Genomic DNA, 20,476 nt, shown 5'->3' with positions numbered 1-20,476 from the left:
AGACATGGCCGAACGCGACGTCATGCTCAACGAACTCGCCCAGGGGCTGCGCCCCATGTCGCAGGGCATCGAGTGGTTTGACGCACTCGGCCCGGAGGAGCAGTCAGAGACGCTGCGGTTCTTGTCCCACTACTGCGTCCAGGCTCGCGTCGCCGCCGAAGACGGACCGGATAGCGTCCGCCGCGCCCGACGCACACGCCCGCAGTACTGATCACACGCGGTCGGATCGACCAGCAGCTGAGCAAGATCGCCGGCCTCGCCCCTCTCGACGAACGCCGGAAGGCGTTCCGGCTGCTGATCGCCGTACTCGCGATTGTCGACGGACGGCGCCGCGAACGCTTCTGCTCCAACGGGTGCGCCCACTGGTGGCACAGGCTGTCCGTCGCTGACTGATTCTGATGTCGGACGTGGCTGGCACGATGCTCCCCATGGAACTCGTACACCCGCTCGACGACCTGGACTCCCACCCCTGGTCCTCCTTCAGCCACGCCTACGGCAGTGCGGAGGATCTCCCCGATCTGCTGCGGGCCCTGGCCGACAGCGACGCGGGGGCGGCGGGCGAAGCGCTGTCGGAGTTGTACGGAAGCGTGCTGCATCAGGGGACGGTCTATGCCGCCAGTGCGGAAGTGGCGCCGTTCCTGGCCAGGATCGCGGTGGCCGGCCGCCAGGTGGCTGACGTGTTGATGCTGCTCGGAGGCATGGCCGAGAGCGAGGACGAGCACGGCGTGACACCGGGCACGGTCCGGGCGGCAGTAGCCGGACAACTTCCGCTGCTCCTGCCCCTGCTGGACGCCGCGGAGCCGGAGGTCCGCCGGACCGCCGTGTGGGCGGTGTCCCACACCGGTGCGACCGCGCTCGTGCTCCCGGCCCTCCACAGGCGCTGGGAGGAGGAGGCCGAGCCGCTGGTGCGCGCGGAGGTCCTTTCCGGGATCTCGCGGCTCGACCCGCCGGCCGGCGCGGTGGCGGCCGCCACCGTTTTGGACCCGTCCCAGCCGGCCGGGATACGCATGGCCGCCCTCTTCGCCTGCCTCGATGCGGGCCTGCCCTGGACCGAGGCGCATCACACGACGATGCTGTCCCTTCTGCCGACCGAACCGCTCGGCGGCGACTGCCTCGACCTCGAACGCAACGAGCCGTTCACGGCCGTCGTGGAGGCCCTGCTGAACAGGGACCGCCTCGCGGACCGGGAGGCGGCGTTCGCGCTGGTCGACGCGGCCCTGCGGGATGACCGGGCCAAGGTGCGGGCCGAGGCCGTGTGGACGGCCGACCGCGCCTGCATGCTCTCCCGCAGCGCTCCACGGCAGTTGCTGGCCGGCCTGCTCGCTGCGGCCGTCGACGAGGAGGCCGTGGTCGCGATGGCGTCGCTGCTGGGCCGTCTGGGCACCGCCGCCGCAGCGGCCGCGGACGTCCTGGCCCCACTCGCCGGCCGGAACCCGGACCAGACAGATGACCACGCGGACCGTGCGCTGGCCGCGCTCGTCCGTGTCGCGCCCGCCCAGGCCTCGCCGTTCCTGACAAGCGGGCTCGGACGACGGCCGCGGGCTCTCGACGCCGCTGCCGGCTTCCTGCGTCCGGCGGACTCCACCTTCCCGTACGACGACGAACTCCTCGACGCGATCCGGCACCGCCTCGTCCGGCCCGAGGCCCTGAGCGGCAACGAACCTCGACTGCTGACGAGCCTCCTGGGCGGGTGGGGAGCCCGGGCCGCGTCGGCGCTGCCCGAGCTGTACGAGGCACTCGTGCACTTCCCGGGCCAGGTCGCCCCGGCCATCGCCGCCATCGCCGTCGACAGCGCGCCCGGCGAACGCGCCGAGGCGGTCACGGTGTTGCGGGCGGCGGCCGGGGAGGGCTCGCTCCCGGCGGCGAAGGCCGTGTACGAGCTCGTCGGCGGGCACGAGCCCCTGGTGCACTGCCTCGACCGGGAGCTTCGCAGCGGTGGCCGCCGGCTCAGGGAGGCCGTGGGGACGGTCGGCGCGCTCGGTCCCCGGGCGGCGTCCCTGGCCCCGGCCCTGCGCGAGGCGCTCAGCGGCCCGGACGGCGAAACGGCCACACCCGCGCTGGACGCGGACACGGCGCTCGCCGAGGCTCTGTGGCACGTGACGGAGGACGCCGACACGGTGGTCGCTGCTCTGGACTCGGTCTTCGCCCGGGCCGAACAGAACTCCTGGTCCCAGTGGTCGACGGTGCGGGCCGCTCGTACGACGGCACTCCTCGGCCCGGCGGGACGGCCGCTCACCTCCCGCCTGAAGACCCTGCTCGACCATCCCGTGCAGGTGCCGACCGCGGTACTGGCCCTCACGGCCGTGGCGGCACCCGCCTCGCTGGACCGCACGGCGCTCGCCTCGGCCGTCCTGCGGTCCGCCGAACAGGAAGCCGACCCGACAGGTGCCTGCGACGCCCTGGAGGCCCTCGGTGTCGCCGCCTTGACCACCGACCACCTGCGCCGGCTGTCCGCCCTCGCCGACGGCGACGCGCGGATCATCCGCTCGGGAGTGGAAGACCGCATCATTCGCCAGGACGAAGCCTTCCGGAACCGCGCCCAGGCGATCGTCACCACCTTCACGGCCCCTACTCCTCCCCCTGCTCCCACTGCCCCCTGACGCAACCGGGCATCATCCGCCGCCGCAAGGCCGTCCGAGCGTGGCCTCGCCCCATCGGGGGCGGTGAGCGGCGTAGTTGGCCGTTTGGGCCGCACTACGGCGCCCGGTCGCACGGGCGACAGGAATCGTCAGAACCTGTGGATCAAGTCAATTGGGCTGATCCCGGTGTTGCAGCCGACGGCTCGCCGCGTTTCGTACGCGGCGGGTTCGTCCGCGTTCAGCCAGCAGCCTGAGGGCCTCGGGCGACGCCACGATCTGCAAGGTTGTGGCCATGCGCTGGAACCAGTCGGATGCGCTGGTGAGATCCTCGGCGGCCCACGGCCTGCCCAGGGCGATGGTTCTGAGCAGGGTCCACTCGCGCAGATGGAGGGTGAGGAAGTCGCGATCCGCGATCACCCCGGTCATTGTCCGGGCCCAGGCCGTGAACGCAGGGCCGGTCAGCAAGTCGGCAGCCCGGCGATCCAGATGGCGACCCACTGCGCTGTCCGCCATCGTCGTGTCCTGGTCGCGCAGGACTGCGGCGACCAGGTCGGCCTCGTCCGCTTCGGCGACGGCCTCGAGGGCCTGCAGGTAGCAGGCGAAGCGCCGGTGCTCGGCAGGCTCCTCGGCGGACCCCTCGTCTGGCTCCTCGGCGGTGTGGGGGCCGGTCATGCCGCGAGTCCTTCCGGCTGTTCAACAGGCTCGCCGCGCTCGAAGCGTGCACCGATCCGGACCAGGGAAACCAGGCGGGATGTGTTCACCGCGTGCCGACGGACCTGCGCGGATCGGCAAATAACCGTAAGAGCCACACCAAGGTCCCGGAGCACATGCTCCGGGACCCTGACATACGTCCTGGCCGCGAGGTCAGGCGGGCGTGATGTTCTCCGCCTGCGGGCCCTTCTGGCCCTGGGTCACGTCGAAGGTGACCGCCTGGCCCTCCTGGAGCTCACGGAAACCGCTGGCGTTGATGTTGGAGTAGTGCGCGAACACGTCCGGTCCGCCACCGTCCTGGGAAATGAAGCCGAAGCCCTTTTCTGCGTTGAACCACTTGACGGTTCCGCTGGCCATGCTGGTGCCTTCCAGTCGATATCGGGTTCCGCACCGCGCGGACCCGGAGGTGATCGCCCTGGTCCTGCACTGCACAGCAAAGCGCCCACGCCGGAGCGCGGGCAGATACTGCGAACCACGACATCTGAGAGCGACGCTACACCGCGAAACTGCCCACCGCCAGAGAGCAACAGTCATGATCCGCACGGGTCGCACGGGACCCCGCGGCAGTCCCATGGCCGGCGCCATGGTCGGGCCCGCCACGATCATCACGGCGCGTCCACGGCGTTGCCGAGCAGCTGTAGGGACGCCGCCACCAGCCCGCGTGTGTGTCGCGCCCGTATGCGTTCGCCGACCGTAGACGTAGACGTAGACGTAGACGTAGACGTAGACGTCGATGCCGGTCCAGGCAGCGCCCCGGCAGGGAAGGCCAGCCCGTCGGGGAGTCTGCCCGGCGCTCAACGCGTTCTCGGTAAGCCGACGGGTCCCGGCGATCATGGTCTCGGGGCCGGGATAATTGGCGTAGGGTAGAGGAATCCGACGCGGGGTGGAGCAGCTCGGTAGCTCGCTGGGCTCATAACCCAGAGGTCGCAGGTTCAAATCCTGTCCCCGCTACTGAAACCTGAGGGGCCGGCACGATGTGCCGGCCCCTCAAGCATGTCCAGCCCCGGGGCGCGCGGCGTTGCAGCACGCGCGCCGGACAGGCGCCGCTCAGGGGAGAGCGGGGCGGCTGACGCCCTGTTCCGGGCGGCTGGTCAAGTCGTACTGCGACACAGTGCACCGGCCTTCCTTCCGTGCGGTTGGTCACGGTGGGTGAGATGAGATCCCCGGTTCCGGTAGCTCGGCATTCCGAGTGATATGGGTGCGCATCTCCAGCTCAGCCATGCGCGCACGTGTCGATCACCGAAACGACGGTGGCTGGCGGTGTCCGTGAGGCCGGTGTCAGAGGCAGGTCCTAGCCTCGTCCTCGAAGGACTGACGCCTGTAACCGGAGGGCAGCGCCATGGCCTCGATGCCACAGAAGATCACCACTTTCCTCATGTTCGAGGGCAGGGCGGAGGAGGCGCTGACCTTCTACACGTCGTTGTTCGACGACGCCGAGGTCGTCGACATCTCCCGCTACGGCGCCGACGGCCCCGGCGAGGCCGGCACGGTCCAGCGCGCCACGTTCTCGCTCGCCGGACAGCGGTTCATGTGCATCGACAGCTACGTCAAGCACGCCTTCGGGTTCACCCCGGCGATGTCGCTGTTCGTCGAGTGCGACACCGAGGCCGAGCTCGACCGCCTCTATGGTGCCCTCGCAGAACAGGGCACGGAGCTGATGCCGCTGGGCTCGTACGGCTTCAGCGCCAAGTTCGGCTGGGTGAACGACCGCTTCGGCGTCTCCTGGCAGCTGAACCTGCAGGAGTGACAGTGGTACGGCGCAGAATCAGAAACGGAAGATCGTAAGCGGCTGCCACTCAGCAACTACCGAACGTCACCGCAACACGGTGCGACCCCGTACGGCCTGCAGCATCTGTTGTCGAGGGCGGAGTGGGATGCCGCCGTGTTCCGTGACGATCTCCGCGGCTTCAACGCCGGGCAACTGCACGATGAGGAAGCGGTGTTGGTGGTCGATGAGACCGCCGACCTGAAGAAGGAGGTCGCCACGGTGGGCGTGCGGCGCCAGTACACGACACCGCCGTCACCGGCGTCCGAGGCCTCGATCGACGGGTCGCCGACGGGTCGCCGCCAGGTCAGACGTACTTCGTGAAAAACGGCGACAGGTGGGCCGTCACCTGGTCGACGTACTCGGGAACGTCGTAGAGAGAGACGTGTCCGGCACCGTCGATGACGGCCAGCTCCTTGGGGCTGTTCACGCGCGGCAGCAGCTGCTCGGCCTGCCACAGGGAGCCCGCCTTGCTGCCGGCGACCATGAGCAGCGGCTGGGTCAGCCGTGACGGCGTTCTCGCCGGGTTGTGCCCCGCACCACCCACACCTCGACGAGCAACTCGACGAGCAAGCCGGTCTCATGCACAGTTGGACCCGATCCGGAGGTCGGTCGCTCATGCAGGAACCGGGGTCCTACGACTCCGTCCGGTCGGCCGAGACCGTAGAGAAGTGCCATGCCAAGAGCGGCGAGAACCTCCACCACCAACGGTAGGGCGAGAGTTACTGTTTCAGCGCATCCGCCCCGTCGCGATGCGCGTCTCAGCGGCCCACTGGGCGCGTCGGTGAGATGGCCCCCGGACCCCACAGATCGCCCCCTCAGCCATATGTCGTGAACACCGGATTGGTGAACGGGTTCCCGGCCAGGCTGCTGTCAGCATCCGCGAACCCGCTTCCGAGGCCGACATCTGATGCGGCGTCAGTTGCTTGAGTGTGGCGGTGTCCCCGGGGTGTCCGCACGGCGGGACCGGAAGCACTTGAGGAGGAGCGCCGTGTCCGCAGCAGCGAGGAGAACGCCACCCGCAGCCCAGGCCACCACCTCGGTGCGGGATGTCCCGGAGGGATGCGCCGCCTGCTGCGTGGGGCAGGTGGTTGTTGTGGAGGCAGGGGCGATGCGCAGGCGGGCCCAGGGCTGGTTCGGGTGGTTTCTCACCTGGTCGGGAGCGTGCCGGTAGACGGGGCAGCGGAAGGATCTGACATCCCATTCCGACTGGGGTCAGGTGGTGTGCGCCGCCCAGTGTTCCTCCCGGTCGGGCTTGACCTTGTTGCGGCAGGCGCAACGCGCGGCCTCGTCGGTCATTCAACGCGTACGTGTGCCCACGGGGCCGCGTGCTCGGCCGGGCGTGCGGCTCCGGCACTGGTCAGCGTGAGCGGGTAGGTGCCAGGCCGGGCGTCGCAGGCGATGGTGACGGCGGCCGTCAGCCGGGGTGCCGTCATCCGCATCCGCCCGGCCTTCTGCAATACCGGGGAGTTAATGGTGTCGCCGTTCACGGCCTGTCCACTCGCTGCCGTGACGGTCAGCGTGTCGCCGGGATGCACGGACCGGACACTGCCGAGCGGCAGCGGCAGCGGTGCCGGTTCGGCGGCAGAGGCCGGGCCGACGGCCAGGAGGGGCAGCAGGAGCGGTAGTGCCACCACTGCCGCGGTGCGAATCGGTCCATTGCCATGCCTGTCTGCCTTATGACGCCACGTCAAGCCGCATGTGACGCTACGCTACCAACCATCACACCGAACATATGTGCGATTATATGGGATCGACGTCGCCCGTCGTTCGGCTTCCTCCAAGACGGAAAGACACCTCGTTGCGTTCCAGTTCTAGATGGATTCCGGCCCTGGCGCTCGGTCTGTGCGCGGGCATACTCGGCACGGGCCAGGCGCCTGCCGCGACCGGTACTCCCGTGCCGTCGTCGCCTGCCCCCTCGGCGACGCCGACACCCGCGCAGCCCAGCCACCCGCCCGTAGCCCCGACCTCCTCCGGCGGCCCAAGCCTGAGCGAGGAGGAGAAGTACTGGACAGCCAACCGCATGGACAACGCGGTGCCGCTCGACAGCCCACCCCGCCGAGCCCCCGCAGCCTCGGCGGCGCGCATCGGCACGCGCAGCAGGCCGCCGGCCGGCACGCCCCGTCCCGAGCACTTCGGCGGCCACCCGATGGTGGGCACGTTCTTCTACGACGGCAAGCCCTTGGGCGGCAAGAGCACGTACTGCACGGGCAGCGTGGTGCACACGGCCGCCCATGACATCGTCCTGACCGCCGGGCACTGCGGCCGCGGTCTGCAGAGGGCCACCCACCGCATCTTCGTGCCGCAGTACCGCGACGGGCTGTCCGCCGCGAACCAGCCGCGCGGCGTCTTCGCGGTGTCGCAGATGTACATCGATCCGCGCTACGAGGCCAACACCAAGAAGCCCACCTCCGACCTGGACCTGGCCTTCGCGCAGGTCGATCCCAACAGCCGGGGCAAAGTGGAGGACGTGACGGGCGCTCTGACGTTCACTCCCACCACCAAATACACCCACAAGGTCACGGTGATCGGGTATCCCAGCTCCGAAAGCGTCAATTCGAAGCACCAGGCGATCCGCTGCCCCGTCACCACCTCGCGCCTGCCCGGCTACCGGCAGGTGCGCATGACCTGCACCGGCTTCTACGGAGGGGTCTCCGGCGGCCCGTGGATCGAGGACTACAACCGCTCCACCGGTACCGGCAAGGTCGTCGGCAACACCGGTGGGTACAACGGAGGTGGCAACGACGCCAACGACGCCTGGGTGACATACGCGCCCATCTACGGCAAGGACGCCAAGGACCTGTTCAACGACGCCGCCGCCCATCGCACGGTGGGCGCGAGACCGCCCTACCAACCGTCGACGGACAGCCCGGTCCTGCCCGGTTCGGCGGGCACCTGGACACACGCGCGAACCATCACGGCCGACGACTTCACCGGGTCCAACCGGTTCGACCTGATGGTGCGCTGGTCCGACACGGTATGCCGAAACCGAGCGTCATCCGTGCCGGGTCACTTCACGAAGCGGTACTTCACGTGGGTGGCAAGGGGCGTGTCAACCACCCTGACCGGCTCAAGGTTCCGCCGCCCGGTGCCCAGTCCCTCGAAGAGCAGCAGTCCCTCTCCGAGGAGCACGGGCACCACGTGCAGCTGAAGCTCGTCGATGAGCCCCTCCCCGAGATACTGCTGCACCGTGCTCGCCCCGCCCGCGATGTCGACGTTCCTGTCCCCGGCGGCGGCCTTCGCCCGGTCGAGGGCGCTGTGGATGCCGTCGGTGACGAAGGTGAAGGTGGTGCCGCCCTCCTTGACCAGGGTCGGCCGGGGACGGTGGGTGAGCACGAAGACCGGGGCCCTGAACGGCGGGTTGTCACCCCAGAACTCCTCACCCGTGTCGTACATCATCCGCCCCATGACCACCGCTCCGGTGGCATCGAACCACTCGCGCATCAGCGCGGAGTCACGGTTCTCCTCCCCGCCGGTCATGCCCTGCCGCTGCCGCCAGCTCGCCAGGTTGTGGATCCACTCGAAGAGCGGCTCGGCGCCGTCGCCTGCCGGGTTGTCGATGGCGACGTTGGTGCCGGCGATGCACCCGTCGAGGGAGATGGCCATGTCCGCGGTGACGGTCACGATGGGTTGCTCCTGAAGTCCTGGGATGTGCTGCCTTTACTCTCACGTCGATCGGGAGCCGACGTATTCGACATGCCCGGGGACATTCGACAGCTCCGCCCGCCAGAGGGTGCCGTCGCGGCGGTGGAACGCCAGGTCGGATTCCCGCCAGCTTCCGACACGGGTCCCAGCAATGCTCAACGTCATGAACCGACTTGAAGGAAACGTGGCCTTGATCACGGGCGGAAGCCGGGGTATCGGTGCCGCTGTGGCATTACGACTGGCCGAAGAAGGTGCCGACCTCGTCCTGACCTATGAGAACAACGCGGAACGCGCCGGCGAGGTCGTGGAGCAGATCAACGCCAGGGGGTGCCGAGCTCTTGCCGTCCGAGCCGACAGCGCGGTCCCTGAGGCACTCACCGCCGCGGTGGACGAGGCCGCCGCGCTGTTCGGCAGACTCGACATCCTGGTCAACAACGCCGGGGTCTTCCTCGTCGGCCCACTTGAAGACCTGGGGTCGGCAGAGATCGACCGCACTCTGGCGGTGAACGTCCGGGCGGCGTTCACCGCGTCCCAGGCCGCAGTGCGTCATATGGACCAGGGCGGCCGGATCATCAGCATCGGCAGCAATGTCGCCGAGCGTGCGGTCTTCCCCGGACTGGCGCTGTACTCGATGAGCAAGACGGCTCTGGTCGGGATGACGAAGGGCCTGGCCCGGGAACTCGGCCCGCGTGGAATCACCGTCAATCTGGTGCACCCCGGCCCCACCGACACGGACGCCAACCCCGCCGACGGGCCGAACGCCGAGATGATCGCCGGCTTCACCGCTGTTGGCCGCTATGCGGAAGCGGCCGAGATCGCGGCCACCGTCGCCCACCTGGCAAGTGCGGACGGCGCGTACATCACTGGAGCCTCGATCCACGTCGACGGCGGCTTCACCGCCTGACACGCGAGCTCTGCTCCAGCAACCAACTCTTCGCCGACCGCGGCCACGACACCAGGCTGGACATCCAAGAAACGTTCCTCGAACGGGCCTGCCCCTCATCACCCACCGACAACTTCCTTCGACGAAACGGGCCCGCGCTCCACGATCGGGTGTGCGCGGTGAGCGCGCGCCGATCGCGGAACCCGGGCAGGACCGGGCCAGGATGACGGGCAGCGGGACGGAACCCGCAAGATCCCGCCCCGTGGGGTCAGTTGACGCCCGTCGGGCACCGTCCGACGCCGGACGGCGCTACCGAGCATCCCGTGTCCGTGTTCACGCGTCGAGTGTCTTCTTCAGCGCGGCCAGACCCTCGGCGTAGATGCCGTGGAACAGGGTGATCGCTTCGTCTTCGCTTGTCCCTGCGGGTGTGAAGGTGCCGGACCACTCCACACGGCTCTGCCCGCTGGACACTTCGTGCACGGTGAGGGTGGAGCGGTAGTCGGTGACGGGGAACGGGGCCTGGAGAATGGAGTAGCTGTACGTGCGCGCCTGGTTGTCGAACGCTTCGAGGCGTTCGACGATGACGCCGCCTTCCTCGTTCTCGAGGCTGCGGACGCGGCCGCCCTCACTGAGCGCGCTCGTGGGAATGTAGGGCAGCCAGTCGGGCAGGGAGTCGAAGCCGCCGATGAGCTGCCAGACGCGCGCGGCGGGCACGGGGATGTCGATGGTTGCGGTCGTAGTTGCCATGGTCGTCTCCTGAACAGGTGAGGCAGAGGTCAGGCGCTGGGTACAGGGGCGTCCTGAGCGATCAGCCCCTCCGCGCGCAGAGCCGTCCAGAAGGCCGCCGGGACCCTCTCGCCGAGTGCGGCGACGTCCTCCACGATGCGGGTCGGCCGGGAGGCACCGGGAATGGCCGCGACGACCGCGGGGTGCGCGAGGGAGAACTGCAGCGCTGCCGCCTTGATGCCGACGCCGTGCTGCCCTGCGAGTGCCTTGATGCGCTCCACCTTGGTGATGATCGGGGCGGGGGCCTTCTGGTACTCGAAGTGCTGGCCGCCGGCCAGGACGCCGGAGCTGTACGGTCCGCCGACGACGATGTCGACGTTCTGGGCCTTCGCGGCCGGCAGCAGCCGCTGCAGGGCGCGCTCGTGGTCGAGCAGCGTGTAGCGGCCGGCGAGGAGGAACGCGTCCGGCTTCGGCTCGTCGAGGTCCAGCGTCAGCTCCAGGGGCTCGACCCGGTTGACCCCGAGGCCCCAGGCCCCGATGACGCCTTCGTCGCGCAGCTTCTGCAGTACCCGGAATGCGCCGGTACGGGCGGTCTCGTACGCGGCGAGCCACTCGTCGCCGTAGAAGTCCTGCGCGACGTCGTGCACCCACACGATGTCGAGGCGGTCCGTCTTCAGTCGCTTGAGGCTGTCCTCGATGGACCGCAGCGTGGCGTCGGCCGAGTAGTCGTTGACGATCTTGTTGGGGCGTCCGTGTTCGAACAGTCCGCCCTTCTCGCCCAGGTCGCGGGCGGAGGGGTCCTCGATCTCGTCGAGGATGACGCGGCCGACCTTCGTGCTCAGGACGAACTCGTCGCGGGGGCGGCCGGCCAGGGCTTCACCGAGCCGGATCTCGGACAGGCCCGCGCCATAGAAGGGCGCGGTGTCGAAGTAGCGGATGCCGTTGTCCCAGGCGGCATCCACGGTGGCCGCGGCCTCCTCGTCGGGTATGGCCCGGAACATGTTGCCCAGCGGTGCGGTGCCGAAGCCCAGGCGGCCGGGCAGGGAGGACTTGATGGCCATGGTGCGGATCCTTGCTGTACGAGTTGCGACGGATGTGACTTATGCGCTGTTCGCGCGATCCGTCGGTCTGACTCGTTCGAGGCTAGGATCTAAACTTGAGACTGTCCAAGACTTACTTGGACATACTTGAGTCCCTAGAGGTCTAACATGCTTGACCTGCGGCAACTCCGCTATTTCGTCGCCGTCGCCGAGACCGAACACGTCGGCCAGGCCGCCGAGCGGCTGCACATGTCCCAGTCACCGCTCAGCCGGCAGATCGCGCAACTCGAGCAGAACCTGGGCCTCGCCCTGTTCGAACGGGGCCAGCAAAGAATCCGGCTCACCCGGGACGGCCAGGTCTTCCTGGCCGAAGCCCGTGCGCTCCTGCGGCATGCTGATCGTCTGGAGAACCTGGGCCGACGGCTGGGCCGCGGAGAAGAGGGCGGCCTGTGCATCGGCTACGTCGCAGACGCCATGCACACCGGCATCCTGCCCGGCGCACTGCGCGCTCTGCACAACGAACGCCCCGGCATCCACATCGCTCTGTACAACCTTCCGCCCATCGAGCAGTTCGTAGGCCTGCGGCAGCGCAGCCTCGACATCGCGCTCGTCCATGAACCTCCGACCGCGGATGACCCTGACCTACTGGCCGCACCCCTGCTCGAGGACCCGCTGCTCCTGGCCCTGCCCGCGGGGCATCCACTCGCCGACCAGGAAAAGGTGACTCCCGGGGACCTCGATGGTCAGCCGTGGATCGCAGTCGAGAATGCCCAGGACCCCGCCTGGCGGGACACATTCGTCGCCACCTGCACGGCAGCCGGCTTCACCCCCGACATCCGCCTCGACGCCGCCGAGCCACTGACCGCGCTCGGCCTGGTCGCCTCCGGACTCGGACTCGCACTCGTGCAGAAAAGCATGGTGCGCGCCACCACCGAGGATGTCGCGGTGCGCGAGCTTCCCTGGTACGACACATGCATCCAGCTGTGGGCCGCATGGCACCGAGTCGACCTGCGGCCCCTGGTGACATCGTTCCGCGCCACGGTCCTGCGCACCAGCAGCACCGCCTAGTTCTAGGGCCTGCCTCCACCACCTCGGCACGCCGCCGCCGTACCCGAGCCACCCTTGCCACGAGTTCGGGCCGGGCCTCGGATACCGCCCGGAAGACGACATGCTCGGGACCGTACCGTTCTAGGACCTCGGAGAGCCGCTCGGCAGGGTCCGCTAGATCTCCGGCCGGAGTACTGGTCAGGTCGCAATAGGTGATCGCGTCTACCAACTCAGGCTCGGCGGGCCCAAACTCGGTGAGCGCATCGTCCAGCCCAAGTTCAGATGCTTCCCACGGAGAGGACGTGTGGAAGGCCACGATGCTGCACAGCCGCGGGTCACCCCCCATGACGTCGCGCAAGTACCGGGCCCCGTCGATCATGTGGTGTCCGGTATCGACGGCGGCCCGGGCATACCCGACGTCGTGCACGATGGCGGCGGCCGCCAACCGCTCGGCGTCCTCACCCAGCGCTGGTGCCAGGGTCAATGCCTGGGAGTAGACCCTCTGAGAGTGGGCCCACCGCCGCGGCAGACTGTCGGCCAACAGCGACTCAGCAAGGTCGTGGGCCCACTTGACCAGTTGCATTTTCCACTGCCTCCGAGGCAATCGGGAGTTCAAGAAGGAGAGCTGACGAACGACCAACACCGTGCCGCGCCTCGACGTGGCCGGCGGTCTCCAGTTCACGCACGGCGCGGCGAACCGTGCCGCGAGACACCCCGTACTTCTCGACGAGGTCCGCTTCGCTCGGAAGTCGCGTACCCGCAGGCAGGTCGCCCTTCCGGATCTGCTCCAACAAGTCCGCCATGATCTGTTCGTACGGTGCGGTCCCAGCGCTCCCGGCGACACTGCGTCCAACGCCAGCAACGGTCTTGATGTCCCCCGATTCTTCGAGGGCATGCAGAGCACGCCGCACCGTCGTACGGGCCACTCCGAACTCGCGCCCGATCTCGGCCTCGGACGGCAACCCGTCGAGGTAGGCCCCAGCGGCAATCCGCTCGCGCAACGCCTGAGAGATCACCTGATACGTCCCGCGTGGGCTGGGGCTCGGCACGCATTCCTCCTTCGGAGTCCGTTGTGTTCCAGCTTCCCACGCACACCAGTGCAGGTGGAGTGTCCCGGCTGTCCGGCTGTCCGGTTAGGCCTGTGAACTGCGAAGATGGACCGGACAGCCGAGATCGGAGCTGTCCGGTGTGTCCGGCCTTAGCAATCGCACTCTTTCGAGCCTAGGCAGTCTTTCCGATCATCAACGAACCTGTCACCGTGGGGACATGACGGGCCAGTTAGCGGTGCGCATCGTTGATGGACACGTAGTCAGAGAACCTGGCGTCGGGCCTGTGGCCATGGTGTGGCTCCCGCTGCACGGGCAGGTCAGCGCCGCCTCAGCGGCGCGTACCTCGGGGGCTCCGAGGATGGCGCCGAAGCCTCTTACGGAGCTGTTTGACCGTGAATCCCGTTGGGTTCTCCGCGCTGAGGAGGCATTCAAGGCGATGCACCAGGCCAAGGGCACTGCCAGTCTTGCGGACGCACTGGACGCCGTATTCCGCGGGGCGTACGAGGCAACGCCGCTGGAGGACGAGAGCTAGCGTCGTTTGCGCCGTGCTGCTCTTCTCCGCTGCTGCCGAGGCTGCGCCCGTAGCGTGCCGCACAGCGGCTGACCGGAGGTCTGGACGTGGCCGAACGCCGATCGTCCATCGCTGAAGGTGTGGTCGGCCGGGTCTTGGCGGTACGCGCGGGTCATGGCGCGGCAGAACTGGGCGGACGGCAGGGCGCCCTACCAGGTCGAGGTGGACTTACGCAGCGACACAATGGTCACGATCCGTACGTGCCAGTGGCCCCAGCCTGGCTTGAGGAAGGGGCGGGCGAGCGGCTCGGAGCCGTCCAGGGCAGCCGACGAGGGGCACCGGGGGGGGAGATGCCCCGTCGGGCGTAGGTGGGGTCGTCAGCGCGCCAGTCTGAGACGTGCCGTCTCTGCGGCATGGGACGCGGCTTCGATCAGCCCGAGTTCGCCGGCGAGCGTCGATACAAACGCATCAACCGCCTCGATGGCGCGGCCCTCCATGGTGTCGGGCTCAGCAAAGTACGCCGCGAACTCTCCGGCGCCGATGGTCGCCAGGGCGGGCCGACGAGCCTGATAGTCCGCCCACATCGGCCGATAGACGGCGCGCACCCGGTCGAGCTCCAGTTCGTCGATCTCCTCGTGCCGAAGGCGGCGGATCGTCTGCTGTCTGGCCTTCCATATCGCGATGTGGTACTGGACGGGGACGGGCCCGAACGGGCCCGGAAGGGCTCGTTCGATCCTCGGCATGCCGGGCTGAACTGGCCAGGGCGAGTACAACTCCGTGAGGACCGACGTCAGTCTGTCCACGTCGATCCGCCCGGTCCGCTCGCCTTCCTCGAGGACGAGCTGAGCGGCGCGCCGTTGCTTGAGGCTGGCTGAGGGGTGGGCGAGTTGCTCGACGATTGCGCGGACGTTCTCGCTTCGCCTGACGGCAGTCGTCTGGCCAGTGGCGCGCGCATGGGTACGCCAGGCTCGGCGCGCCTGCGGGGTGAGGACCACCGTGTCGTCGATCAGCCACAGGTACAGCACGACGCGGACCAGCGAGCGTTGCGGGATGCGCCCCAGCGGGGAGCGCTCTCGAGCTTCCAGAAGTCTGGTGAACAACTCGCGTTGCTCGGGGGAAAAGACCCGCGGATCGCTGCCGTGCGCGCTGGTCTTGCGTGGCTCGGGGTTGGCGAGCATCCCGTCCTCGACCCAGGAGGTCACCATCCTGGGACTGGCTTTCACTCCCAGGGCGAGCGCGTCGGCGACCAGATCGGCCGAAGTTCCCTCGACCCACGCGTTGGCCCGATTCCCGTTCATGGCGCCGAACTTACATCGAGATTCGAGCTCCGGGAGCTGCATTCAGCGGACGTCAGCCATAAGGCTTGGGGCAGCAGAAACTGCGCCCCGCACCGTATCCCGGCCAGGAACAAGCGGTGCGGGGGCAGTCGACTCATCCCCTGAACGGAGACCGTCATGTCCCACCGTACGCACCGCCCCGACGTGAAGCGGCAACGCACCCGCCATCGTCTTGTCCAGGGCTTCGGGCAAGCAGCGTTCTATGCCACTTCCACCACGTTGGCCGGTGTTCTGGCCCGCGCGCTGCTCCACCTGCTCCGTCTGTCTGTCTCGTCATGCTGACCGAGCGTCCGGCGCCTGTTACCGACGGGCGGGGAGTCGGCCACGCCGGAACCCGGGATCTGCCTTACCCGTGATCAGTATTTAGCTTCTTCAGAGCACGGGCGGTGAGCTCTACTGCGATCAAAACTGTGGCTGTGTTGGAAACGGTAACGGCAACTTTGTTGTCGTGCTTGACGTCAAGGAAGCGGACGCACTTCTCGCTGCGGAAGTCATTGGCGTCCTCATGTTCAAGGCGGATTTCGATCGTGCCAGGGCCGGGCATCGCGTAGGCGACGGCTGGCAGTGGCTTGGCAGCGCGGTAGATGCGGACGTAGGTCGGGTCGCGGGGTGCTTGCTCGTTGGGTTTACGTAGGTCGCCGCTGAGCTCTCCGCTCTCTAGGACCCGGCGTACATAGTCGTCTGTGTTGGCTGCTGCTTGTGTATCCGCTTTCTCTCGTCCCCATATGAGTTGCATGATTCGGTACTGCTGGTCTGCGGGAAGGTGTCTCAAGAGGGCCCCTGCTTCCTTGGTCGCCAGTGCAACGGGATTTTACTGATCAGTCAACTCATGAACCCCTCTCAGGGAAGAGTTCGTTCAGGTGTAGCGCATGGCGCTGACGGTGGGGGCGTCTCGGCTGGGTAGAAGCCGAGACGCCCCCGGGAACTGGACTACGTGGCTAGTAGGACTCCGTTAGGTTGCTCTGGCTCTTGAGTTTGGGCTGGTGGTGGCTGTTCTGGGCAGGGGGCGGTGGCAGGTGGTGCAGGTGCCGGTCCAGCAGTTCAGCAGGCCTTGGATGGCGTCGAGGATCTGGTAGAGGGTGAGTCCGCTGTATCGGCTTTTGGGGCCAGGCGCTGTTCGGTGAGGAACGCGTGGGCGGCGGTGACCAGGGTGACATGGTGATGCCACCCCGCCCAGGAACGTCCCTCGAAGTGGTCCAGGCCGAGGCCGTGTTTGAGTTCCCGGTAGTCGTGCTCGATCCGCCAGCGGATCTTGGCCAGACGGACCAGCTCGGGCAGCGGTGTGCTGGTGGGCAGGTTGGACAGCCAGTAGTCACTGGGTACTTCGGCTTCCTCGGGCCATTCGGCCAGGAGCGTCGCCTCGGGCAGGACACCGTCCCAGTGGCCGTGTTCGGCGGTGGCGGCGGCCCGGGCCAGACGGCGGGCCCTGACCCCAGCCGGCCGCACCCGCACTGCCAGCAAGTGCGAGCGCATCGGCCCGCGGGAGCCGTCACGCCAGGTCACCTCAGTGAACGCCTGCCGCCCCCGGCTGGCCGCCAGCGCGGACAGCGGGGACGGCTTGTCCCGGTAGCGGGGCTGCGGCTTGCGGCCGTGGCCCGACCACGGCGGCGCGAGGGGCTCGGCGCCGTGCGGGTGGACGGTCACGTCCGAACGGACCGCCACGACATAGCCGATGCCCCGCTCGCTCAGGCCGGCCCGGAAGTCAGCGTTCTGCCCGTAGGCGGCATCGGCCACCACCACCGGCGGCACCAGACCCCACCCGGCCAACTCGTCGATGGTGTCCAGGGCCAGGCGCCACTTCTCCCGATGCCCGACCTCCTGCGGAATCCCGGTCTTCTTCCGCCGTCCGGCATCGTGCGCCCACTGCTGGGGCACGAACAACCGCCACTGCAGCGGACAGGACGCGGTGTCGGAGACCGCGTGCACGCTCACCGCGACCTGGCAGTTGGCCTGTTTGCCCAAAGCCCCGCAGTACTGAGGGGCGACCGCCACCGACTGATTCCCGTCCTTGGGGAATGACACGTCGTCGACCGCCCACGCGTCCGGGCCGATCTGCGGCACCATCCGCTCCGCAATCCGCCGCCGCACAGGCACCGGATCCCAGGTCGACTGGTTCACGAACTGCTGCAGGTTCTGCTCGTTGCCGTCCGGCAGCCGCTCTGCCATGGCCTGGATGGACTTGCGCCGCCCGTCCAGCATCAGTCCGCGCAGATAGCAGTCACCCTTCGCCCGCTGATCCTTGCGCGGCACCGACGCGAACACATCAGCCACGAATAACGCCAACTTCGCCCGAGCACGGTTCACTTCATGTGCGTCCACACCCCCACCATGCCCTCAAACAGGACCGCGAGACAGACCTAACGGAGTCCTACTAGTGTCCTGCGCCAGTAGTTGATCGTTAGAAGTTGCGTGACTTCTACTGCTGGTGCGTCAGCTCCTCGTCGGGGCCCGAAGCTGGAACCGTTGCTGCTGTCTGATGACGAGCGGGCGGTGTTGGAGCGGTGGACGCGTCGGGCTACATCGGCCCAGGCGCTGGCCCTGCGCGCGCGGATCGTGCTGGCGTGCGCGGGCCCGGAGGTGCCGCCGATCGTCGCGGTCGCCCGGGAACTGCGGGTGACCGCGGACACCGTCCGCAAGTGGCGCCGACGCTTCCTCGCCGAGCGGCTGGACGGGCTGGCGGACGAGCCCCGGCCGGGCCGGCCGCCCACCATCAGCGTCGATCAGGTGGAAGCGGTGGTGGTCACCACGCTGGAACAGCTCCCGAAGAACGCCACCCACTGGTCGCGGACATCGATGGCGCAGCACAGTGGTCTGTCGAAGTCGACCGTGGGCCGGATCTGGCGGCAGTTCCAGCTCAAGCCGCATCTGGCGGACACCTTCAAGCTGTCGACGGACCCGTTGTTCGTGGAGAAGGTCTACGACGTCGTGGGCTTGTACTTCAACCCGCCCGAGGGTGCGGTGGTGCTGTCGGTGGACGAGAAGTCGCAGATCCAGGCACTGGACCGGTCCCAGCCGGTGCTGCCGATAATGCCGGGCATGCCCGAGCGGCGTACGCACGACTATGTGCGCAACGGCCTGACCACGTTGTTCGCCGCGTTCGATGTCGCCACGGGTGAAGTCATCACTGCCCTGCACCGCCGGCACCGGGCCGTGGAGTTCAAGAAGTTCCTGATCCGGATCGACAAGGAGGTGCCCGCGCACTTGCAGGTCCACCTGATCGTGGACAATTACGGCACCCACAAGACACCCGCGATCAAGGCTTGGCTGGCCAAACACCCGCGGTTCGAGCTGCACTTCACCCCGACCGGCTCGTCCTGGATCAACCAGGTCGAGCGGTGGTTCGGCTACCTCGCCCACCAGATGATCCGCCGCGGCGCACACAAAAACATCCAGGCCCTGGAAGCCGACATCCGGGCATGGGTCAAGGACTGGAACGAAGCCCCCAAGCCGTTCGTCTGGACCAAGACGGCCGAAGAAATCCTCGACTCCCTCGCCCGCTTCTGCCGACGGATCTCTGGCGCAGGACACTAGAAAATCTGTAGCAGTTGTCACCCCCATGTGTTTCCCCGTTGACGCATCTCCCCCGGCCCCGCGCCGAGGGCTCTCTTCGAGGCAAGCACACCACCATGCACAGGGTCAATCCCTAGAATTGAGTACAACTCGGGCACAACATCAGGCGTCCGCGAGGAGACGTCGTCCAGGACGTCCCGTACATGGCCGAAAACCTACGCCCGGTCCGTTGCAACCGGCGTGTGTCGGACCGCCGTTCGGGATCGCCCGCCACAAGTCCGAAAGCGGCCGGGCGGCATACCGCTGACACCCGAGTCCGGCGTTGGTCAGTCGGACTGTTCGGGCCCCGTGGACGGGGTGCTTTCGGCTGGCCCCCCGAAGTCCGGGCTGGTGAAGTCCGGGCTGGTGAAGCTCGGGCGCGGACCCGCCGCGGGTCCGCCGTCGGGGCTGCTGAAACCCGGCCGGTCGTAGCCGAGGTGCGGCATGCGGCCGGTGGTCGGTGTCGGTGACGGACGCGTCAGTGCCGCCGTGGCCGGATCGGCGAGGGCCTCCCGGAGGAACGGCATGATGCCGCGCTCCAGCAGGGCCTCGCGCCAGGCTTCCCTGGCCCGGGCCACCTCCGCGTCGAGCTCGCCGGGCGCTCCGGCCTGGAGCGAGGACGAGCCGTTGCGCAGAGCGGTGAGCAGCAGCCCGACCGCGGCGACCAGGATCGCGGCCGCCGTGACCGCGCCGAAGACCCACCCGGTGGTCAGCAGGGTCTGGGCGAACGCCAGCTCGGGGGTGAGGACCTTCAGGATGAATCCCACGAGCAGGAAGATCGCCGCGGCTGTTCCGGCGAGGACGGGCGCGAGCACCGCGACGACGGCGATCGCGCCGGCTCCGGCGGTCTCGTCGTGCTCTCCGAAAGTGGCCGCGAGCCCCGTCGCGCCCGCGTCCGGCTCTACGGAGGCGGGCGCGTCGGCGGACCATGGGGTGGACGGCGCCGGACGGCCCAGTTCCTCGCGGACGTTGGCATAGTGCTGGTACTCGGTCGCCGCGGCCGCCGTGATGAGTGCGGTGGCGTTGAGCGCCATGGTGCGCAGCTGTTCGGTGTTGAGCCGCTGGCCGACAGCGGCGAGTTCGGGGCGGTGTGGGGCGGAGCGCAGCGCCTCATCGAGGATCCGCTCGTATTCCTGGCGGTCCTCGCTCAGCAGATACTGCGGAGCCGGGTCCTCCCACCGCGAGCCGTGTCCCTGGCGGTCCTCGCCCGGCTCGCGGGGCGGCACGCCACCGCCTTTGTGCCCAGGGCGTCCCTCCTCTTGCGCGCGTGGTCGCGCGCTCGGTGTGTGCGGTGGTGGGACGGGGCTGCTCGTGCGGTCGGTGAACTGTGTTTTCGGCTCCCCTTCCGACTCACTCCGTACGGATGCGTCGGACGCCTTCGCCGGGTGCACCCGGATGCCCCGGACTGAAGTCAGCAGACGGCGTGCAAGGGGAGGTCGGCGCGGGCTCGCGACACCACTCGGCTTTGCCGCAGCGCGGTTCGTGTCGGTTCGGGTTCCTTCGGGCGGTTCGGAAGTGCTGGAGGGCGAAGGAGTTGGCGAGATGACGGTCCGTACCCGAGTGTCGACCGGCCTGAACGACCCGGTGGGCGGCCGAAAGCCTGGTGAGCGGCGCGAGATGACGGCCAGGACGCG

General features: G+C 68.4%; 17 protein-coding genes, 1 tRNA gene and 4 pseudogenes. 9 read left to right on the top strand and 13 right to left on the bottom strand.

Going from position 1 to position 20,476, the window contains the following annotated elements:
• Positions 1-4 precede the first annotated feature (4 nt).
• Both OG798_RS48035 and OG798_RS48030 read left to right on the top strand, forming a co-directional pair.
• Positions 5-393: pseudogene (locus OG798_RS48035) on the top strand (DUF5958 family protein).
• A 35-nt stretch (positions 394-428) separates the two neighbouring features.
• Positions 429-2,600, top strand: coding sequence for a hypothetical protein (locus tag OG798_RS48030; RefSeq protein WP_328759293.1), 2,172 nt, complete (start codon positions 429-431; stop codon positions 2,598-2,600).
• A 147-nt stretch (positions 2,601-2,747) separates the two neighbouring features.
• Here the strand turns inward: OG798_RS48030 and OG798_RS48025 are convergent, their stop codons facing one another.
• The gene (locus OG798_RS48025; protein ID WP_328759292.1) at positions 2,748-3,251 is read right to left on the bottom strand and encodes a hypothetical protein; all 504 of its coding nucleotides are present in this window, start codon (positions 3,249-3,251) and stop codon (positions 2,748-2,750) included.
• A 192-nt stretch (positions 3,252-3,443) separates the two neighbouring features.
• Positions 3,444-3,647, bottom strand: a complete 204-nt coding sequence (locus OG798_RS48020) for a cold-shock protein (RefSeq protein ID WP_060899524.1) — start codon at positions 3,645-3,647, stop codon at positions 3,444-3,446.
• 520 nt (positions 3,648-4,167) lie between these two features.
• On the opposite strand from OG798_RS48020, the gene OG798_RS48015 reads away from it, so the two are divergent.
• The 3 genes and pseudogenes from OG798_RS48015 to OG798_RS48005 all read left to right on the top strand — a co-directional run.
• Positions 4,168-4,241, top strand: a tRNA-Met gene (locus OG798_RS48015).
• 397 nt (positions 4,242-4,638) lie between these two features.
• A complete protein-coding gene (locus OG798_RS48010; RefSeq protein WP_328759291.1) occupies positions 4,639-5,037 on the top strand; it encodes a VOC family protein in 399 nt (132 codons plus the stop codon).
• Positions 5,038-5,118: 81 nt separating this feature from the next.
• A pseudogene (locus tag OG798_RS48005) lies at positions 5,119-5,301 on the top strand (transposase); the annotation flags it as partial.
• Positions 5,302-5,362: 61 nt separating this feature from the next.
• Here the strand turns inward: OG798_RS48005 and OG798_RS48000 are convergent.
• Together OG798_RS48000 and OG798_RS47995 are read right to left on the bottom strand one after the other, a co-directional pair.
• A complete protein-coding gene (locus OG798_RS48000) occupies positions 5,363-5,542 on the bottom strand; it encodes a hypothetical protein (RefSeq protein ID WP_120986886.1) in 180 nt (59 codons plus the stop codon).
• Between the two features lie 808 nt (positions 5,543-6,350).
• Positions 6,351-6,689, bottom strand: coding sequence for a hypothetical protein (locus OG798_RS47995; protein ID WP_328759290.1), 339 nt, complete (start codon positions 6,687-6,689; stop codon positions 6,351-6,353).
• A gap of 101 nt (positions 6,690-6,790) precedes the next feature.
• Here OG798_RS47995 and OG798_RS47990 point away from each other — a divergent pair.
• Positions 6,791-7,762, top strand: a pseudogene (locus tag OG798_RS47990) (trypsin-like serine protease); the annotation flags it as partial.
• Between the two features lie 302 nt (positions 7,763-8,064).
• Here the strand turns inward: OG798_RS47990 and OG798_RS47985 are convergent.
• Positions 8,065-8,679, bottom strand: coding sequence for a dihydrofolate reductase family protein (locus OG798_RS47985; RefSeq protein ID WP_328759289.1), 615 nt, complete (start codon positions 8,677-8,679; stop codon positions 8,065-8,067).
• A 184-nt stretch (positions 8,680-8,863) separates the two neighbouring features.
• On the opposite strand from OG798_RS47985, the gene OG798_RS47980 reads away from it, so the two are divergent.
• A complete protein-coding gene (locus OG798_RS47980) occupies positions 8,864-9,604 on the top strand; it encodes an SDR family NAD(P)-dependent oxidoreductase (protein ID WP_328759288.1) in 741 nt (246 codons plus the stop codon).
• A gap of 312 nt (positions 9,605-9,916) precedes the next feature.
• Here OG798_RS47980 and OG798_RS47975 read toward each other — a convergent pair whose 3' ends face one another.
• Entirely contained in the window at positions 9,917-10,330 is a 414-nt protein-coding gene (locus tag OG798_RS47975) for an SRPBCC family protein (RefSeq protein ID WP_328759287.1), read from the bottom strand.
• Positions 10,331-10,359: 29 nt separating this feature from the next.
• On the bottom strand, positions 10,360-11,370 hold the full coding sequence (locus tag OG798_RS47970; protein ID WP_328759286.1) for an aldo/keto reductase: 1,011 nt from the start codon (positions 11,368-11,370) through the stop codon (positions 10,360-10,362).
• A 147-nt stretch (positions 11,371-11,517) separates the two neighbouring features.
• On the opposite strand from OG798_RS47970, the gene OG798_RS47965 reads away from it, so the two are divergent.
• Positions 11,518-12,417 (top strand): LysR substrate-binding domain-containing protein, encoded by a 900-nt coding sequence (locus OG798_RS47965; RefSeq protein ID WP_097223582.1) that lies wholly within the window; start codon positions 11,518-11,520, stop codon positions 12,415-12,417.
• A 274-nt stretch (positions 12,418-12,691) separates the two neighbouring features.
• Here the strand turns inward: OG798_RS47965 and OG798_RS47960 are convergent.
• From OG798_RS47960 to OG798_RS47940, 5 genes and pseudogenes are all read right to left on the bottom strand, one after another.
• Positions 12,692-12,979 (bottom strand): annotated as a pseudogene (locus OG798_RS47960) (HD domain-containing protein); the annotation flags it as partial.
• A complete protein-coding gene (locus OG798_RS47955; RefSeq protein WP_328759285.1) occupies positions 12,945-13,445 on the bottom strand; it encodes a GntR family transcriptional regulator in 501 nt (166 codons plus the stop codon). The pseudogene OG798_RS47960 and the gene OG798_RS47955, both read right to left, overlap by 35 nt.
• An 888-nt stretch (positions 13,446-14,333) precedes the next feature.
• Entirely contained in the window at positions 14,334-15,296 is a 963-nt protein-coding gene (locus OG798_RS47950; protein WP_328759284.1) for a hypothetical protein, read from the bottom strand.
• 343 nt (positions 15,297-15,639) lie between these two features.
• Complete coding sequence (locus OG798_RS47945; RefSeq protein ID WP_328759283.1) at positions 15,640-16,029, bottom strand: hypothetical protein; 390 nt, start codon at positions 16,027-16,029, stop codon at positions 15,640-15,642.
• A 305-nt stretch (positions 16,030-16,334) separates the two neighbouring features.
• Entirely contained in the window at positions 16,335-17,612 is a 1,278-nt protein-coding gene (locus tag OG798_RS47940; protein ID WP_328759282.1) for an IS701 family transposase, read from the bottom strand.
• 90 nt (positions 17,613-17,702) lie between these two features.
• Here OG798_RS47940 and OG798_RS47935 point away from each other — a divergent pair, with 90 nt between their 5' ends.
• On the top strand, positions 17,703-18,824 hold the full coding sequence (locus OG798_RS47935) for an IS630 family transposase (RefSeq protein WP_438948367.1): 1,122 nt from the start codon (positions 17,703-17,705) through the stop codon (positions 18,822-18,824).
• A gap of 305 nt (positions 18,825-19,129) precedes the next feature.
• On the opposite strand, the gene OG798_RS47930 is transcribed toward OG798_RS47935, so the two are convergent.
• Positions 19,130-19,996, bottom strand: a complete 867-nt coding sequence (locus OG798_RS47930) for a hypothetical protein (protein WP_328760175.1) — start codon at positions 19,994-19,996, stop codon at positions 19,130-19,132.
• Between the last annotated feature and the right edge of the window lie 480 nt (positions 19,997-20,476).

It is taken from the genome of Streptomyces sp. NBC_00271 (assembly GCF_036178845.1).
Lineage (GTDB): Bacteria > Actinomycetota > Actinomycetes > Streptomycetales > Streptomycetaceae > Streptomyces.
The sequence above is the reverse complement of the archived record's forward strand: the minus strand, read 5'-3'. Positions and strand labels throughout refer to the sequence as shown.

What these genes read in the sequence shown, in the direction of transcription:
- OG798_RS48020 (WP_060899524.1), bottom strand. Translation starts at nt 3,647, where the DNA reads ATGGCCAGCGGAACCGTCAAGTGGTTCAACGCAGAAAAGGGCTTCGGC.
- OG798_RS47965 (WP_097223582.1), top strand. Translation starts at nt 11,518, where the DNA reads ATGCTTGACCTGCGGCAACTCCGCTATTTCGTCGCCGTCGCCGAGACC.
- OG798_RS48000 (WP_120986886.1), bottom strand. Translation starts at nt 5,542, where the DNA reads ATGGTCGCCGGCAGCAAGGCGGGCTCCCTGTGGCAGGCCGAGCAGCTG.
- OG798_RS48025 (WP_328759292.1), bottom strand. Translation starts at nt 3,251, where the DNA reads ATGACCGGCCCCCACACCGCCGAGGAGCCAGACGAGGGGTCCGCCGAG.
- OG798_RS47945 (WP_328759283.1), bottom strand. Translation starts at nt 16,029, where the DNA reads ATGCAACTCATATGGGGACGAGAGAAAGCGGATACACAAGCAGCAGCC.
- OG798_RS48010 (WP_328759291.1), top strand. Translation starts at nt 4,639, where the DNA reads ATGCCACAGAAGATCACCACTTTCCTCATGTTCGAGGGCAGGGCGGAG.
- OG798_RS47950 (WP_328759284.1), bottom strand. Translation starts at nt 15,296, where the DNA reads ATGCAGCTCCCGGAGCTCGAATCTCGATGTAAGTTCGGCGCCATGAAC.
- OG798_RS48030 (WP_328759293.1), top strand. Translation starts at nt 429, where the DNA reads ATGGAACTCGTACACCCGCTCGACGACCTGGACTCCCACCCCTGGTCC.
- OG798_RS47980 (WP_328759288.1), top strand. Translation starts at nt 8,864, where the DNA reads ATGAACCGACTTGAAGGAAACGTGGCCTTGATCACGGGCGGAAGCCGG.
- OG798_RS47970 (WP_328759286.1), bottom strand. Translation starts at nt 11,370, where the DNA reads ATGGCCATCAAGTCCTCCCTGCCCGGCCGCCTGGGCTTCGGCACCGCA.
- OG798_RS47975 (WP_328759287.1), bottom strand. Translation starts at nt 10,330, where the DNA reads ATGGCAACTACGACCGCAACCATCGACATCCCCGTGCCCGCCGCGCGC.